At 63.3% G+C, this 14,324-nt stretch carries 16 protein-coding genes; 10 read left to right on the plus strand and 6 right to left on the minus strand.

All coding sequences use genetic code 11. From position 1 onward, the window contains the following. The first annotated feature begins 26 nt into the window (after positions 1–26). On the plus strand, positions 27–1,175 hold the full coding sequence (locus AQ12_RS17470; protein ID WP_048441228.1) for an alpha-hydroxy acid oxidase: 1,149 nt from the start codon (positions 27–29) through the stop codon (positions 1,173–1,175). A 24-nt stretch (positions 1,176–1,199) separates the two neighbouring features. On the opposite strand, the gene AQ12_RS17475 is transcribed toward AQ12_RS17470, so the two are convergent. Beyond that, positions 1,200–2,093: a cytochrome c gene (locus AQ12_RS17475; protein WP_048441229.1), complete on the minus strand. Its 894-nt coding sequence runs from the start codon at positions 2,091–2,093 to the stop codon at positions 1,200–1,202. 181 nt (positions 2,094–2,274) lie between these two features. On the opposite strand from AQ12_RS17475, the gene AQ12_RS17480 reads away from it, so the two are divergent. The 4 genes from AQ12_RS17480 to AQ12_RS17495 all read left to right on the plus strand — a co-directional run bounded on the left by AQ12_RS17480 (position 2,275) and on the right by AQ12_RS17495 (position 5,786). Continuing rightward, positions 2,275–3,465, plus strand: a complete 1,191-nt coding sequence (locus tag AQ12_RS17480; protein WP_048441285.1) for a DNA polymerase IV — start codon at positions 2,275–2,277, stop codon at positions 3,463–3,465. Positions 3,466–3,739: 274 nt separating this feature from the next. Then, positions 3,740–4,477 carry a hypothetical protein gene (locus AQ12_RS17485; RefSeq protein WP_152682846.1) on the plus strand — a complete coding sequence of 246 codons (738 nt, stop codon included), beginning with the start codon at positions 3,740–3,742 and terminating at the stop codon, positions 4,475–4,477. A gap of 133 nt (positions 4,478–4,610) precedes the next feature. Further along, entirely contained in the window at positions 4,611–4,874 is a 264-nt protein-coding gene (locus tag AQ12_RS17490) for a hypothetical protein (protein WP_048441231.1), read from the plus strand. An 81-nt stretch (positions 4,875–4,955) separates the two neighbouring features. Then, positions 4,956–5,786, plus strand: a complete 831-nt coding sequence (locus AQ12_RS17495) for an enoyl-CoA hydratase-related protein (protein ID WP_048441232.1) — start codon at positions 4,956–4,958, stop codon at positions 5,784–5,786. Positions 5,787–5,788: 2 nt separating this feature from the next. On the opposite strand, the gene queF is transcribed toward AQ12_RS17495, so the two are convergent. The 5 genes from queF to AQ12_RS17520 are packed head-to-tail and all read right to left on the minus strand — an operon-like array spanning position 5,789 to position 9,456. Next, positions 5,789–6,649 carry an NADPH-dependent 7-cyano-7-deazaguanine reductase QueF gene (queF, locus tag AQ12_RS17500; protein ID WP_048441233.1) on the minus strand — a complete coding sequence of 287 codons (861 nt, stop codon included), beginning with the start codon at positions 6,647–6,649 and terminating at the stop codon, positions 5,789–5,791. After that, the gene (locus tag AQ12_RS17505) at positions 6,649–7,542 is read right to left on the minus strand and encodes an alpha/beta fold hydrolase (RefSeq protein ID WP_048441234.1); all 894 of its coding nucleotides are present in this window, start codon (positions 7,540–7,542) and stop codon (positions 6,649–6,651) included. The genes queF and AQ12_RS17505 overlap by 1 nt, the downstream gene beginning before the upstream one ends. Further along, positions 7,539–8,402 (minus strand): 2OG-Fe(II) oxygenase, encoded by an 864-nt coding sequence (locus AQ12_RS17510; protein ID WP_048441235.1) that lies wholly within the window; start codon positions 8,400–8,402, stop codon positions 7,539–7,541. Before AQ12_RS17510 ends, AQ12_RS17505 begins: the two co-directional genes overlap by 4 nt. Continuing rightward, positions 8,399–9,172 carry a peroxide stress protein YaaA gene (yaaA, locus tag AQ12_RS17515; protein WP_048441236.1) on the minus strand — a complete coding sequence of 258 codons (774 nt, stop codon included), beginning with the start codon at positions 9,170–9,172 and terminating at the stop codon, positions 8,399–8,401. The genes AQ12_RS17510 and yaaA overlap by 4 nt, the downstream gene beginning before the upstream one ends. Positions 9,173–9,180: 8 nt before the next feature. After that, complete coding sequence (locus AQ12_RS17520; protein WP_048441237.1) at positions 9,181–9,456, minus strand: hypothetical protein; 276 nt, start codon at positions 9,454–9,456, stop codon at positions 9,181–9,183. Between the two features lie 62 nt (positions 9,457–9,518). Between AQ12_RS17520 and hemA the strand changes: the two genes are divergently transcribed. The 5 genes from hemA (at position 9,519) to AQ12_RS17545 (ending at position 14,321) form a co-directional block, all read left to right on the plus strand. Continuing rightward, on the plus strand, positions 9,519–10,778 hold the full coding sequence (gene hemA, locus AQ12_RS17525) for a glutamyl-tRNA reductase (protein ID WP_048441238.1): 1,260 nt from the start codon (positions 9,519–9,521) through the stop codon (positions 10,776–10,778). Between the two features lie 149 nt (positions 10,779–10,927). Continuing rightward, the gene (prfA, locus tag AQ12_RS17530; RefSeq protein WP_048441239.1) at positions 10,928–12,025 is read left to right on the plus strand and encodes a peptide chain release factor 1; all 1,098 of its coding nucleotides are present in this window, start codon (positions 10,928–10,930) and stop codon (positions 12,023–12,025) included. Beyond that, positions 12,022–12,849, plus strand: coding sequence for a peptide chain release factor N(5)-glutamine methyltransferase (gene prmC, locus AQ12_RS17535; protein ID WP_048441240.1), 828 nt, complete (start codon positions 12,022–12,024; stop codon positions 12,847–12,849). The genes prfA and prmC overlap by 4 nt, the downstream gene beginning before the upstream one ends. A gap of 45 nt (positions 12,850–12,894) precedes the next feature. Next, the gene (gene grxD, locus AQ12_RS17540) at positions 12,895–13,221 is read left to right on the plus strand and encodes a Grx4 family monothiol glutaredoxin (protein ID WP_048441241.1); all 327 of its coding nucleotides are present in this window, start codon (positions 12,895–12,897) and stop codon (positions 13,219–13,221) included. Positions 13,222–13,325: 104 nt separating this feature from the next. Then, on the plus strand, positions 13,326–14,321 hold the full coding sequence (locus AQ12_RS17545; protein ID WP_048441242.1) for an AAA family ATPase: 996 nt from the start codon (positions 13,326–13,328) through the stop codon (positions 14,319–14,321). Positions 14,322–14,324 lie beyond the last annotated feature (3 nt).

The raw sequence follows: 14,324 nt of genomic DNA on the forward strand, positions 1-14,324 counted from the left end.
CATCGCTCCAACGAAGGAGACAGCCCGTGCCCGTCATCACCAACATCGAAGACCTGCGAGTGCTCGCACAAAAGCGCGTGCCGCGCATGTTCTACGACTACGCCGATTCCGGCTCCTGGACCGAGAGCACCTACCGCGCCAACGAGGCCGATTTCGACCGCATCCTGCTGCGCCAGCGTGTGGCGGTGAACATGGAAAACCGCAGCACGCGCACCAAGATGATCGGGCAGGACGTGGCCATGCCCGTTGCCATCGCGCCGACTGGCCTCACGGGCATGCAGCACGCCGACGGCGAGATCCTCGCGGCGCGCTCGGCAAAGAAATTTGGCATCCCGTTCACGCTGTCCACCATGAGCATCTGCTCTATCGAGGACGTGGCCAAGGAGACCGACAACCATCCGTTCTGGTTCCAGCTCTATGTGATGCGCGACCGCTCGTTCATCGAAAGCCTGATCGATCGGGCCAAGGCCGCCAACTGCTCTGCCCTCGTGCTCACCCTGGACCTGCAGATCCTCGGCCAGCGTCACAAGGACCTGAAGAACGGCCTCTCAGCGCCGCCCAAACTCACGATTGCCAACATCGCCAACATGATGACCAAGCCGCGCTGGTGCATGGGCATGCTGGGCACCAAGCGGCACCAGTTCGGCAACATCGTCGGCCACGTCAAGGGCGTGGACAACATGGGCTCGCTCTCGGAGTGGACCGCCAAGCAGTTCGACCCTGCCCTGTCGTGGCGCGATGTGGAGTGGATCAAGAGCCGCTGGGGCGGCAAGCTGATCTTGAAGGGCATCCAGGATGCGGAAGACGCCCAACTGGCTGTCGACAGCGGCGCCGATGCGGTGATCGTGTCGAACCACGGCGGCCGCCAGCTCGATGGCGCGCCCTCTTCCATCTCCGCATTGCCCGGCATCGTCGATGCGGTCGGCAGAAAAATCGAAGTGCACATGGATGGCGGCATCCGCTCCGGACAGCACGTGCTCAAGGCCATCGCGTTGGGGGCCAAAGGCACCTACATCGGCCGCTCGATGCTGTATGGCCTGGGCGCGATGGGCGAGCAAGGCGTGGATCACGCGCTGCGCATCATTCACCGCGAGCTGGATCTTTCAATGGCGTTTTGCGGACGCACCGACATCGCCCATGTCGACAAGGGCATCCTGCTACCGGGCACCTTCTGACGGGCGCTGTCCGCTGCTATCGGCCTATTTGTTTCCGGCGGCGCGCGGCGGCACGGTCTTCAGGAATTCATAGAGCGCCTGCGCATCGACATCGTTCATCTTGCTGAGCGAATCGAACGGCATGACCTTGATCGGCGTGCCGTCCGGGCGCTTGCCCGATCGCAGCATCGCGACAAACTGCGCGCTGTCCTTGTAGTTCTTCATGGCCGAACCTTCGCCCGGCGTGATGTTGGCGGCAGCGGGCCAGTCCGGCGGGCCGCCTGCGATCTTGCCGCCCGAGAGATGCTCGCCGTGGCAGCCGATGCACATGTTCGCGACGTAGGCACCGTGCTTTGCGTTCACCGCCTCGGGAATCGGTTGTGCAGGGGGCAAGGTGTGATTGATGCGTTCGGCAGCGTCCGGTATCGCGCCGAAACCGTACATCACGCGCGCGGGTAGCGGAAGCCTGATGACCGCCTCACCCCCTGTGACCGGAGTGAGACTGCGCGCGTAAGCAACCAGTGAGGCCAGGTCCTGGTCGGTGAACCGGTTGTAGTCCTCGCTGGGCATCACCATGGCGGGCTGCCCGTTGGGTTTGACGCCATGGCGGATGATGCGCACCCAGTCTTCGGGCTTGTAGTTGCCCACCACGCCGGCCGAAGTGATATTGGAGCCACGCAGCTGCACGCTGTCGGTCTTGACGAAATCGCGTCCGGCGCCATTGGCTCCGTGGCAGTCGACGCAGCCACGCGATTCAAACAGGTACTTGCCGCGAGCAAGGGATTGCGCATCGGTCGCATAGGGCACAGCCTTGACGTTGACGGCGACGGTGCGCGACTTCTTGCGTTCGAAGAGCTGGAGACCGGCGGCAATGGCCAGCACCAGGAGAAGAACCAGCGCGCCAACGCCGGCGGCGGTCCATTTGAGCCATGGCTTCATGAAGTGCTCCTCGGCCTGCCTTGTGGGCGGCCCCTCGTGTTGTTCGGGTCGAACTCGCGATTCTAGAAACTGGCAGCAAGCTCGTCAGTGAATGATTTCACACGCGCCTGCCGATCCGGTCAAGACGCAAAATCGGGCAGTGCCGCCAGCCACCCCCATCCGCCGAATTGCCCATCTCGACATGGACGCCTTCTTCGCGTCCGTGGAGCTGTTGCGTTACCCGCAGCTCAAGGGCCTGCCGGTGGTGATCGGCGGCGGGCGGCGCAAGGTCGACGAGATGATCCGCGAGCGCTACGACGGCCTGCCGTCTGGCGAGATCCCGGCGTCGGCGTTCCCGCTCCTGAAGGACTATGTGGGGCGCGGCGTCATCACCACCGCCACCTACGCCGCGCGCCAGTTCGGCGTCGGCTCGGCCATGGGAATGATGAAGGCGGCAAGGCTGTGCCCCCAGGCGCTGGTGCTGCCGGTCGACTTCGACGAAGTGCGCAAGTACTCACGGCTGTTCAAGAGCACCATCGCCGAGATCGCGCCGCTGGTGGAAGACAGGGGCGTCGATGAGGTCTATATCGACTTCACCGATGTGCCCGGCGGCCAGCGCGAAGGCGGGCGTGTGCTGGCCCGCCTGATCCAGCGCGCGATCCACGAACGCACCGGCCTCACCTGCTCCATCGGGGTTGCCCCCAACAAGCTCATCGCCAAGATGGCGAGCGAGTTCAAGAAGCCCAACGGCATTTCGGTGGTGTACCAGCAGGACGTGGAGACGATGATCTGGCCTCTGCCAGTGCGCAAGATCAATGGCATCGGTCCCAAGGCGGAGATCAAGCTCACGAAGCTGCACCTGCACACCATCGGTGACATCGCGCGGCAAGAGCGCGACTGGCTGATCGACAACTTCGGCCAGTCGTATGGCGCGTGGATGCACGACGCAGCCTGGGGCCGGGACGACCGCCCTGTCGTCACCGAAAGCGAACCCGTGTCGATGAGCCGCGAGACCACATTCGAGCGCGATCTGCACGCCGTGCGTGACCGCGCCGAGCTGGGTGCCATCTTCACCGACCTGTGCACGCGGGTCGCTGAGGACCTCAGGCGCAAGGGCTACGTCGGAAAGACGATTGGCATCAAGCTGCGCTATGAAGACTTCCGCACCGCCACGCGCGACCTGACGCTGCCCCAATTCACCGACAGTGCGAAAACGATCCGCCAGGCGGCCGGTCAATGCCTCAAGCGCGTGGACCTCAAACAGAAGCTGCGCCTGCTGGGCGTGCGTGTGGGCAAGCTGGCGAAAGCCGGTTCGGACGAAGCGATGGGCATCGCAGCCGAGCCCACCCCGGTCGGGCGCGTGGCCGAAGCAACGCCCGACCTGTTCGGCTGAAGCCGAGACCAAAGGGTTCGCGCGGAACGCCACCGTGGCAGTTCGTTACCCAGTCAGGCATCAACGATTCGCCGCACCGGCCAAGGAATACCCATTGATTCATCTGACTGCCCCTGTCACCGCGCAAGCGCTCGCACCCGCGCCCCAACTGTCTTGCGCCTGCGACGCGCAGCCGCTCGTGATAACGCTCCCGGGTCATGCCCGGGTCGACGCGCACGCATCCGCCGTACAGCACCCGCCCGAGGGGCTGGACGCTGATCGCGGCGGTGCCAGTTTGACGCTGCTGGACTTCGTGGACAGGCCCACGACCCAGCTGCTGACCTATGAATTGCGGCGTCTGCTTCGATTTCCGGTGCCGCTTCAACTTTGGGCCAATGGCGCTCTGGCGCAGGCCGTCAAGGTAGGGAACAGCGAAGCGATCCACTTTTACATGGCGTTCGTTGCCGATAGTGACAAGCTGGCAGAGGGCGACAAGCAGCGCCTTCTTTGCGGTCGCTCCCGTTTCGACCAGGGCACTTCGTTACTGCATCAGGCGGCGCGCGGTTTCGGGACGGGGCGGCCGCTCACCCGCGAGCAAACCTTTTCGGCCGGCATTTACCTGAGCAAACTCCTGTCACTGCCAATGCTGGAAAGCTTCAAGCTGGATGTGATTGGCGAGCTCAGTGTCTACGACAACCTTGGACTTCAGACCAGCGCGCGCGCCGCCATGCTCCGAGGCGATCTCGGCCTGGTCACCACAATGATGTGCGCAATCCTTGATGCACGATCGACGGCGCAGGAACGCGCCGAGCGCCTCGAAGTGCTGGGGGTGCGCCCTGACGCGCTGCTGGAGGCGCTGCAGGGTAGCGGCGATTTTCCGGGTTCGCTGATGACGCTCAAATCACTTCTGGGAGAACCTGGACACCGAGCCATCGATGCGCCGGCCCATCCGGCCCCCTGGACCGCGAGGGTGAGCGCCCGGGCAGCAGCCTTCGTCGCAGGAGCGCGCCGCACATCAGCCCAGGCACGCTGACCGCGCTCCTGAAATGTCCGCCACCGGGTCTCGCCCTTGTCCTACGGCCGGTTGACTTGACAGTGAACTTACGCGGGACTTACATTGTTCTTACGCGATTCTTACAAACAACACCCGACCTTTTGAGCCCGAAATGACCCTCGACCAGATCCAGCGAATCAAGAAGTGGCACGTCGCTCATCGCCTGGATCACCCGGTCGAATACCACCTGTGGGACCTGATCCTCACGCTGTGGGTCATGGGGCTGGTCGGTTGGGTTCCGGGTTATGTTTTCGAGCAGTGGTGGCTGATTCCGCTGAGCGGTATCGCGATGGCCGCACCCAGCCTCTATGTCCAATGGCGCCGGAAGGCCCACCGCGAACGCAGGTTGCGTTGCGACTGGATCGGCCACGCCTGACTAGAAGGCTAGCTGTCTCGCAGTTGGCAGCGCTGCGACAACCGCTGCGCTTACATTGGCGCACCGAACCGAAGGACCGCCATGCAATGCTTTTCCCTCACCGAACAGGATCACATCGCGCACCTGGTGCTCAATCGTCCCGAAGCGATGAACACCATGCATCCGCTCTTCTGGCGCGAGCTCGATGAAGCGCTGACGAAGGTGCACAGGGAAGGCTCGGCTCGCGCGCTTGTCATTTCATCCACGGGCAAGCACTTCAGCGCTGGGATGTCGCTGGACACTTTCTCTGGCAACCACCTGATGGACGACACCACGCCCGCAGGCCGCGCCGCGATCTTCGACGTCGTGACCGATATCCAGACCACGTTCACCAAAATCGAGACCTTGCGCATCCCGGTGATCGCGGCAATACAGGGCGGCTGCATTGGCGGCGCGGTGGACATGGTAACAGCGTGCTGCATCCGCTATGCGACGGCCGATGCCTTCTTCTGCATCCAGGAGATCAACATCGGCATGGTGGCCGACGTCGGCACGCTGCAGCGCCTGCCCAAGCTGATTCCGTTGGGAGTGGTCAAGGAGCTGGCTTACACCGGACGCCGAATGCCCGCAGCCAGGGCGCGCGAATACGGGCTGGTCAACGAAGTGTTCGACACGCAGGCGGTCATGCTGGAAGCCGCCATGCAATGCGCGCGTGAAATTGCAGCCAAGCCGCCTGTTGCCGTATGGGGCACCAAGCAGGTGATCAACTACACACGCGACCACTCGGTGGAAGATTCGCTGCGCCAGATGGGCTGGGTGCAAGGCGCCATCTGGAGCAACGCGAATGTGCGCGAATCGGTGACGGCGATGAAAGAAAAGCGGGCCGCAACGTTTGCAGGCTTGCCGCCAGTCGGCTCGTTCCTGGACCTCTGAAATTACTGCCGTGCGGTGCGTGCGTTGCCCGGCATCGCGCAAGGGTGGCTTGCGCGAAACGGATTGATGTCCAGGCCGCCGCGCCGCGTGTACCGCGCATAGACCGACAGGCGCACCGGTTTGCAGCGAGCCTGTATGTCCATGAACATCCGTTCGACGCATTGCTCGTGAAACTCGTTGTGATTGCGAAAGCTCACGATGTAGCGCAGCAACCCGCCCTGGTCGATCTGCGGGCCGCTGTAGCGGATCTGCACACTGCCCCAGTCGGGCTGGCCGGTGACCAGGCAGTTGCTCTTGAGCAGGTTGCTGGTCAACACCTCGTCGACGGGCTTTTCGTCCGACGCTGCCGACAGCAGTGAGGCATCGGGCGTGTATTGGGTGCACTCGATATCCAGGCGGTCGAGACTGAGCCCTTCGAGCTCCTGGGTCTTCTCGCGCTCGAACATGTCCGGCATCACCAGCCGCACGCCGACAGACGATTGCGAAGGCGCGCCGCGCCAAACCGCCTCGCTGATGTCTGCGCGGATGCGGTCGCGCACTTCATCGGATGATTCAAAACGCGTGTTGGTGAAGCTGCCCAGGTACAGCTTGAACGACTTGCTCTCGACGATGTTGGCGGTTTCGCACGGCACCGTGATGTGCGCGATGGCAACCTGCGGCTTGCCGCGCGGCGTGAGCCAGCTCAGCTCGAACGCGGTCCACAGATCGGCGCCGAAGAACGGGACCACGGGGCCAAGACCCAGTTCGCCTCGCGCCGGCGTGCGCGAGATCGGAAAAAGCAGCGATGCGTCGTAGTGATCCGCATAGGCAGCGGGTTTGCCCAGCAGCGAATCCTGCGGCTTGTTGTCGTTGGTCGTGGTCATCAGGCGAGTTTCATGTGCGGCACGAGCGGCGCGAGCAAGCGCTCCACAACGCCGGGCGGCAGGTCGTGGCCCATGCCTTCGATGCCATGGAGCCTGGCACCGGGTATGCGCCGGGCCGTGTCATGGCCGCAGGCGAACGGCACGAGCGGGTCGGCATGTCCGTGCATCACCAGCGTGGGGGCCTTGATCGACTGCAGTTCGTCCGCGCGCGCGGCATCGGCGGCAATGGCGACCATCTGTCGCATCGTGCCCTGCGGGTGGAAGTTGCGTTTTGTGGAAAGGCGAATGCGGTCACGCAGCACTGACTCGTCAACCGGAAATGCGGGGCTGCCAATCACCTGGAACAGCTTGACGAAGTGATCGACGATGGCGTCTTCGGATTTGCCAGACGGACGGCTCATCAGCGTCCGCAGCACATGCGACTTCGGCCCCGGCAAGAACCGCGCGCCACTTGAACTCATGATGCTGGTCAGGCTCGACACGCGCGCTGGAGCAGCCAGCGCGACTCGCTGCGCAATCATCCCGCCCATGCTCACACCCACAACGTGTGCCTTTGCGATGCCCAGCGCATCGAGCACACCGATGGCGTCGAGCCCCATGTCCTTCAATGCGTAAGGCGGCCTGATCGGAAACCCCACGCGGAACTTGAGGCTTGCCCACACGACATTGGGAACACCCAGTTGATCCATCTTCTGCGACAGGCCGATGTCGCGGTTGTCAAAGCGCACCACGCGAAACCCTGCGTCAACCAGCGCCTGGACAAATTCCTGCGGCCAGGCAGTGAGCTGCATGCCCAGGCCCATGATGAGGAGCACGACCGGGCGAGCGGCCTGGCTGCCATCGGCGCCCGAATCTTCGACTTCGACACGGATGCCGTTGGCCAGGACGATCACTCGAACCGCCTCTCGCGCAGCCACTTGGTGGCGATCCACTTTTCGCCGGCCAGCACCGGTGCGCCCCCGTGCAAGGTCTTGGTGGAAGGGTGCGCGCGCTCGTAGCTGAAAAACACGGCGTTGCCGCGCTTGGGCGCGACTTCAAGGTGGATGTCGGGGAAGCTCGTGCCGCCGCCTTTTTCAGGTTCGCCCAGGTACATGACGATGGTCGCCACGCGCTGGCCGCCACGCTTGAGGATTGTCGGCGTGCCGGGCTCGTTGGGATCGAAATAATCGTAGTGCGGCTTGTACTCAGTGCCCGGCTGGTAGTGCAGCACCTGCAGTCCTTCGCCGTTTTCTTCGGGCCACGAGAAGATATGAGCCAGGCGCTTTTCGATCTTGCGAACGATGTCATTTTCGCCGCGCTGGAAGAACATGCCGTTGCTGGTGCGGTCGGCATTGATTTCTTCGCCGCCGGTCTTGGTCTGCACGGTGAGCGATCGCGCCAGCCGGGGACGCGCCGCCGCGATCAGCTCGTCGCATTCCTCATCGGACAAAAGCCCGCCCAAGACGATGACGCGCGGCGAATGCATCACCTGCAAGACACAGACCTTGCGATCGCCGCCATCGATGTAAAGCGGCGATTCATCCAGGGGTGCATCGGGCACGGGCACAGCCGGTGGAAGCCCCGAATCGACAGCCTTTTGTTCGAGGTGGCCGCGCAGCGTCGACTCCATCGCCTCGATTGCCACATCCTCTGCCCATCCGGAAGCGAGCATCGACTTGAGGACGGACTCAGCGCTGTGACCAGCCTGGGCCTGGTCGACGATCCACTGGCGCAACTGGGGCGTGATCTGCTGTGAGGATTGTGTGGTGCTCATGATGTTCTACGTCGAAAAACAAGACGGTCGGGCCGCGAGGCGGACCCATCGAAAGCATAGCCTTGCTCGGTAAACCCCTCCAGCTGAGCTGGCAGGGTGACCTTGTTGAGGGTAGCGTAACGCGCCATCAGGCCGCGTGCCTGCTTGGCAAAGAAACTCACGATGCGCCAGGCGCCCGGCTTGCCCTCTTCAAACACGCAGTCGATGACCGTGGCCTTCAGGCGCTGGCGATCGACCACTTTCGCGTACTCCAGCGAAGCGAGGTTCACCACCACCGGCGTGAGGTCGGCCGCCAGGCGCCGGTTGAGATAGGCGGCAACGCGCTCATTCCAGAATTCGTAAAGGTTGCGCTTGCCCCCGACTGCAAGCTGCGTACCCATTTCCAGGCGGTACGGCTGCATGCGGTCCATGGGCCTCAGAACGCCGTATAGACCGCTGAGGATGCACAGATGATCCTGCGCCCATGCGAGGTCGTCGGCCGACAGCGTGCGGGCGGCAAGCCCGTCATAGACATCGCCGTTGAAGGCCAGGGCCGCCTGCCGCGAATTGTTCGCCGTGAATCGGGGCGACCATGCCTGGTATCGCGCCACGTTGAGTGCCGCCAGCGCGTCGCTGATGTCCATGAGCTTGCCCACCTGTAGCGGCGATTTTTCGCGCAGCACATGGATGAGTTCCTGCGATTGATCCACGAAAAGGGGCCGGGTGTGGGGCAGGTCGGCGATCGGGGAGTCGTAGTCCAGCGACTTGGCCGGCGAGAGCAGAAACAGCATCCGCCGGATTATCCCTTCCAGGCGCGCCCGGCCAGCCACTGCGCACTGGCGACAGCAAAGACGAGCGCCGCATAGGTGACCATCTTTCCGTCCACGCCAAAGTACGCAAGTCCCACCACCAGGGCCAGCAAACCTGCTGCGGTATTGATAGCAGCATGTCTCCACCACACAAGGGATGCTGCTGCGGGCAGCGCAATGCGGGCGGCAAGCGCGACCATAAGCCCCACCACGGCGGCAGGCGCTGCGAAGGCTGTCAGATGAAGAAGAAATTCCACGGGGCCCATGAATTGGGGTGTATTGATGTGTCGCAAGTGCTTGTCGTGCTGGCAAATTTTATAATCCTGCGATGGCAGTCTGGGCTTTAGGCATTAACCACACCACCGCGCCGCTCGATTTGCGCGGGCGGTTTGCGTTCGCCATCGACCAGGTCGAGCCCACGCTGCGGTCCCTGCGCGAGTCGCTTTCGCGCCAGCCTGAAGCGGCCATCCTGTCGACCTGCAACCGTACCGAGATCTACTGCGCGGGCGATCACGGCGACATCGACAACACGATCGACTGGCTGGCTCACAGTGGCGGCGTTTCGCCCGACATGCTGCGATCCCACGCTTACACGATGCAGGGCGGCCAGGCAGCCCGGCACGCGTTCCGGGTTGCCAGCGGACTTGACTCGATGGTGCTGGGCGAGCCGCAGATCCTGGGCCAGATGAAGGATGCGGTTCGCGTGGCCGATGAGGCCGGAGCGCTCGGCACCACACTCAACCAGCTGTTCCAGCGCTCTTTTGCCGTCGCCAAGGAAGTGCGCAGCTCCACCGAAATCGGCGCGCACTCCATCAGCATGGCGGCTGCCGCCGTTCGACTGGCGGGGCAGCTCTTCGAAGACCTTGGCGAAATCCGCGTGCTCTTCGTGGGCGCAGGCGAGATGATCGAGCTGGCAGCCACGCACTTTGCGGCACGCAACCCCAAGAGCATCGCCATTGCCAACCGCACGCTGGAGCGCGGCGAGAAACTGGCGTCCCGCTTCGGGGGTGAGGTAATGCGGCTGGCTGACCTGCCATCCCGCCTGCACGAATTCGATGCGGTGGTGAGCTGCACGGCGAGCACGCTGCCCATCATCGGACTCGGCGCTGTGGAACGTGCGTTGAAAGCGCGCAAGCATCGCCCGATGTTCATGGTCGACCTGGCTGTGCCGCGCGACATCGAGCCGGAAGTCAAGGCGCTGGAGGACGTGTATCTCTACACCGTCGATGACCTGGCCAATGTCGTGCAGACGGGCCAGGCCAATCGCCAGGCTGCCGTTGCGCAGGCCGAGGTGATCATTGATGCGGGCGTCCAGAGTTTCCTTCACTGGATGGACCAGCGCAGCACGGTTCCGCTCATCCAGCAGCTCAATGCCCAGGCCGATGAATGGCGATTGATGGAAGTCGCGCGCGCCAGGAAGATGATCGCGCGCGGCGAGAACGTCGATGAAGTCCTGGAAGCCCTGTCCAGGGGCCTTACGCAAAAAATGCTGCACGGTGCCATGGCTGAATTGCACACCGGTGACGCAACTGCGCGCGAGCGGGCGACGACGGCGATCAAGCATTTCTTCCTGCGCAAGGAACGTTAGCTGGGCTGACATGGGGCGTGCATCGTGGGCTCGCGCCTTCGATGCAGACCTCGCCCTTTAGCTGTCATGCCGGGCTCGACCCGGCATCCATGACCCCTCCCCGGCCCTGTGCACCGACTCAGGTCCGGCATGACAAAGTCTGAATTCCCATGAAACAGTTTCTCCGCCAGCAACTTGAGCGCTATCCGGTCCGCCTGCAGGAGCTCGATTTTTTCCTGTCGCAAGAAGACATCACCAGGGACATGGAGCGCTATCGCGCGCTCACCCGCGAGCACGCCGAGGTGAGCGAAGTCGCCGGTGTGTTCGAGCAGTTCCGCCAGCGGGAAAGCGCCCTCGCCCAGGCCAGGGAGATGCTGGACGATCCGGAAATGGCCGACATGGCCAAGGACGAGATCACCGCGCTCGAAGCAGAGATCCCCGCATTCGAAGACGCCCTGCAAAAGCTGCTGCTGCCCAAGGACCCGGACGATGTCCGCAACACTTTCCTTGAAATTCGCGCGGGCACCGGAGGCGATGAATCGGCGCTTTTCGCGGGCGACCTGCTGCGCATGTACACGCGCTATGCCGAGCGGCAAGGCTGGCGCTGCGAGATCGTGAGCGAGAGCGAAGGCGAGGTCGGCGGCTTCAAGGAGGTCGTCATTCGTGTCGTGGGCAACAACGTCTACGGCAAGCTCAAGTTCGAGTCCGGCGGCCATCGCGTGCAGCGTGTGCCCGCCACCGAAACGCAAGGCCGCATCCACACCAGCGCCTGCACCGTCGCCGCGCTGCCCGAGCCGGACGAAGCGCAGGCCATCGAGATCAACCCCGCCGACCTGCGCATCGACACCTATCGTGCAAGCGGTGCGGGAGGCCAGCACATCAACAAGACCGACTCGGCGGTGCGCATCACGCACATCCCGACGGGCATCGTCGCCGAGTGCCAGGACGACCGCTCCCAGCACCGCAACAAGGCCAAGGCGCTGCAAGTGCTCGCAGCGCGCATCAAGGAAAAAGACCGCAGCGAGCGCGCAGCCAAGGATGCCGCCATGCGCAAGGGCCTGATTGGCAGCGGCGACCGCAGCGATCGCATCCGCACCTACAACTTTCCGCAAGGTCGCCTGACCGACCACCGGATCAACCTCACGCTGTACAAGCTGCAGTCCGTCATGGAGGGTGACCTCGACGAAGTGGTCGAGGCCCTGCTGCTGGCGCGCAAGGCCGAGCAGCTCGAAGAGCTCGAGCTCGGATTGGCCGCGGGCCGGACATGACGATCGCGCAGGCGCTCGCCGCTGCCGCTGCACTCGGGCTGGAACGGCTCGACGCGCAGTTGCTGCTGCTGCATGTGCTGGGAAAGGCGCAGTCGGATCGCGGCTGGTTGCTGGCGCATGACCGCGACGAACCGGATGCCGATGCACAGGCTCGTTACGCCCAGCTTTGCGCGCGAAGGGTGGCAGGAGAACCGCTCGCGTACATCGTCGGCCGCAAGGAGTTCTTTGGTTTGGACCTTCTGGTGGATGCGCGCGTGCTCGTTCCGCGTCCTGACACCGAGGTGCTGGTGGAGTGGGCGCTGGATCTGCTGCCGCAGCAGTTGCCTTGCAAGGTGGTCGATCTGGGCACCGGGAGCGGTGCCATTGCACTGGCGCTCAAACACCAGCGGCCGCTGGCCCTGGTGGACGCGGTCGATTCGAGCGCAGGGGCGCTCGAAGTGGCGCAGGTCAACGCCCGCCGGCTCGGGTTGCAGGTCACGTTTCAACTCGGCAGCTGGCTGAGGGCTTCCACCAGCCGCTACGACCTCATCGTGAGTAATCCGCCTTACATCCGGGCTGACGATTCGCACCTCGCGGCCCTGGTTGCCGAACCGCTGTCCGCTTTGGCTTCGGGAACCGACGGGCTTGATGACTTGCGCCAGATCATCGGACAGGCGCCTTCGCACCTCACTGGGGGTGGATGGCTGCTGCTCGAGCACGGATGGGACCAGGCTCCAGCTGTCCGCGACCTGTTGGCGACCGCCGGATTCACCGAAGTCGCTACCCGCCGCGATCTGGCGGGTCATGAGCGATGCTCCGGCGGACGATGGCTTGAACTGGGATAATCGGCCCCAAGGTATGACGGGCGCTACGCCCCAGGAGACTTATCAATGAGCGACACCCAGCAACGCATCGACGACCTTGTGAAGAACAGCGACATCGTTCTCTTCATGAAGGGCAATGCCAGTTTTCCCATGTGCGGCTTTTCAGGCCGGGCTATCCAGATCCTGAAAGCGTGCGGCGTGGATCCGAAGGCGGTCACCACGGTCAACGTGCTTGAAGACGACGCGATTCGCCAGGGCATCAAGGACTACAGCAACTGGCCCACGATCCCGCAGTTGTACGTCAAGGGCGAATTCGTCGGCGGCTCGGACATCATGATGGAGATGTACCAGAGCGGCGAGTTGCAGCAGGTGTTGACGCCACCCCAGGCTTGATCACGCGCGGTGTCGGCAATTGCTGACATCGCCATAGGTATCGCGCGCTAGACGTTGTTCTTGAACTCAGCTTATGCTGGAATCAAGTTCAAGGAGTGGCCGTGATGGAAACAGTCAGTCTCGATCCCCAGCCTGCAGCCTCATTCAAGCTGCCCATAGCGAACCTGCGCAGCGTGTTCCGCACGCACGACGTAGAGCGAAAATTGGCTCGCCTTCCTGAACGCGAATACGAGAGCCTTCGAACCACCTACGAGCGCATGCTCGAACGCGGTCCCGACCGGTTCCAGGTCAAGCCCAGCGGCGTGCCCGACATGGCCGAGCTCTATGACCAGCTTCCCAATTTTTCTGATGCCCTTGATGATGTGAAGCGCCATGTTGCGCTGTCATCCGGCTCGGGCGACGGCCTTGATGTCACGCCCATGCTATTGCTCGGGCCGCCCGGCATTGGCAAGACGCACTTCGCACGCAAGCTGGCGCATCTCCTGGGCACCGGCATGTCCCTGGTTCCGATGAGTTCGATGACGGCTGGATGGCTGCTGTCTGGTTCGTCTTCGCAATGGAAGGGGTCTCGCCCCGGCAAGGTGTTCGAGGCACTCGTCGAAGGACAGTATGCAAACCCGGTGATCGTCGTCGACGAAATTGACAAGGCCAGCGCAGACGCCCAGTACGACCCGCTCGGCTCGCTCTACAGCCTGCTCGAACACGACACGGCCGGATCGTTCGTCGATGAATTTGCAGAAGTCGCGATCGATGCCAGCCAGGTCATCTGGATCATGACGGCCAACGACGATCGGTGCATTCCCGAGCCGATTCTCAATCGCATGAATGTGTTCGAGATCGAGGCGCCCTCGTTTGACGCTGCGCGACATATCGCCCGCAACATGTACCTGTCCATCAGGGGCGGACATGGCTGGGGCGCAGGATTTGACGCGGAGCCACCTGACAATGTACTGGATGCCCTGGCAGAACTCGCGCCGCGCGACATGCGGCGCGCACTGATGACGGGATTTGGCAACGCCCAACTCGATTCGCGCAGCGCGATAGCCCTGGACGACTTGCCCAAGGTCGCCTCCAAAGGCAAGCTCGGGTTCCTGCAGTAGACC

The sequence above is a fragment of the Caenimonas sp. SL110 genome, assembly GCF_001044395.1.
Taxonomy (GTDB): Bacteria; Pseudomonadota; Gammaproteobacteria; order Burkholderiales; family Burkholderiaceae_C; genus Ramlibacter.

Excerpts from the sequence above, each read along its gene's own strand:
- AQ12_RS17475 (WP_048441229.1), bottom strand. The coding sequence starts at position 2,093 with ATGAAGCCATGGCTCAAATGGACCGCCGCCGGCGTTGGCGCGCTGGTT.
- AQ12_RS17480 (WP_048441285.1), top strand. The coding sequence starts at position 2,275 with ATGGACGCCTTCTTCGCGTCCGTGGAGCTGTTGCGTTACCCGCAGCTC.
- AQ12_RS17490 (WP_048441231.1), top strand. The coding sequence starts at position 4,611 with ATGACCCTCGACCAGATCCAGCGAATCAAGAAGTGGCACGTCGCTCAT.
- AQ12_RS17495 (WP_048441232.1), top strand. The coding sequence starts at position 4,956 with ATGCAATGCTTTTCCCTCACCGAACAGGATCACATCGCGCACCTGGTG.
- queF (WP_048441233.1), bottom strand. The coding sequence starts at position 6,649 with ATGACCACGACCAACGACAACAAGCCGCAGGATTCGCTGCTGGGCAAA.
- AQ12_RS17510 (WP_048441235.1), bottom strand. The coding sequence starts at position 8,402 with ATGAGCACCACACAATCCTCACAGCAGATCACGCCCCAGTTGCGCCAG.
- yaaA (WP_048441236.1), bottom strand. The coding sequence starts at position 9,172 with ATGCTGTTTCTGCTCTCGCCGGCCAAGTCGCTGGACTACGACTCCCCG.
- AQ12_RS17520 (WP_048441237.1), bottom strand. The coding sequence starts at position 9,456 with ATGGGCCCCGTGGAATTTCTTCTTCATCTGACAGCCTTCGCAGCGCCT.
- hemA (WP_048441238.1), top strand. The coding sequence starts at position 9,519 with ATGGCAGTCTGGGCTTTAGGCATTAACCACACCACCGCGCCGCTCGAT.
- prfA (WP_048441239.1), top strand. The coding sequence starts at position 10,928 with ATGAAACAGTTTCTCCGCCAGCAACTTGAGCGCTATCCGGTCCGCCTG.
- prmC (WP_048441240.1), top strand. The coding sequence starts at position 12,022 with ATGACGATCGCGCAGGCGCTCGCCGCTGCCGCTGCACTCGGGCTGGAA.
- grxD (WP_048441241.1), top strand. The coding sequence starts at position 12,895 with ATGAGCGACACCCAGCAACGCATCGACGACCTTGTGAAGAACAGCGAC.
- AQ12_RS17545 (WP_048441242.1), top strand. The coding sequence starts at position 13,326 with ATGGAAACAGTCAGTCTCGATCCCCAGCCTGCAGCCTCATTCAAGCTG.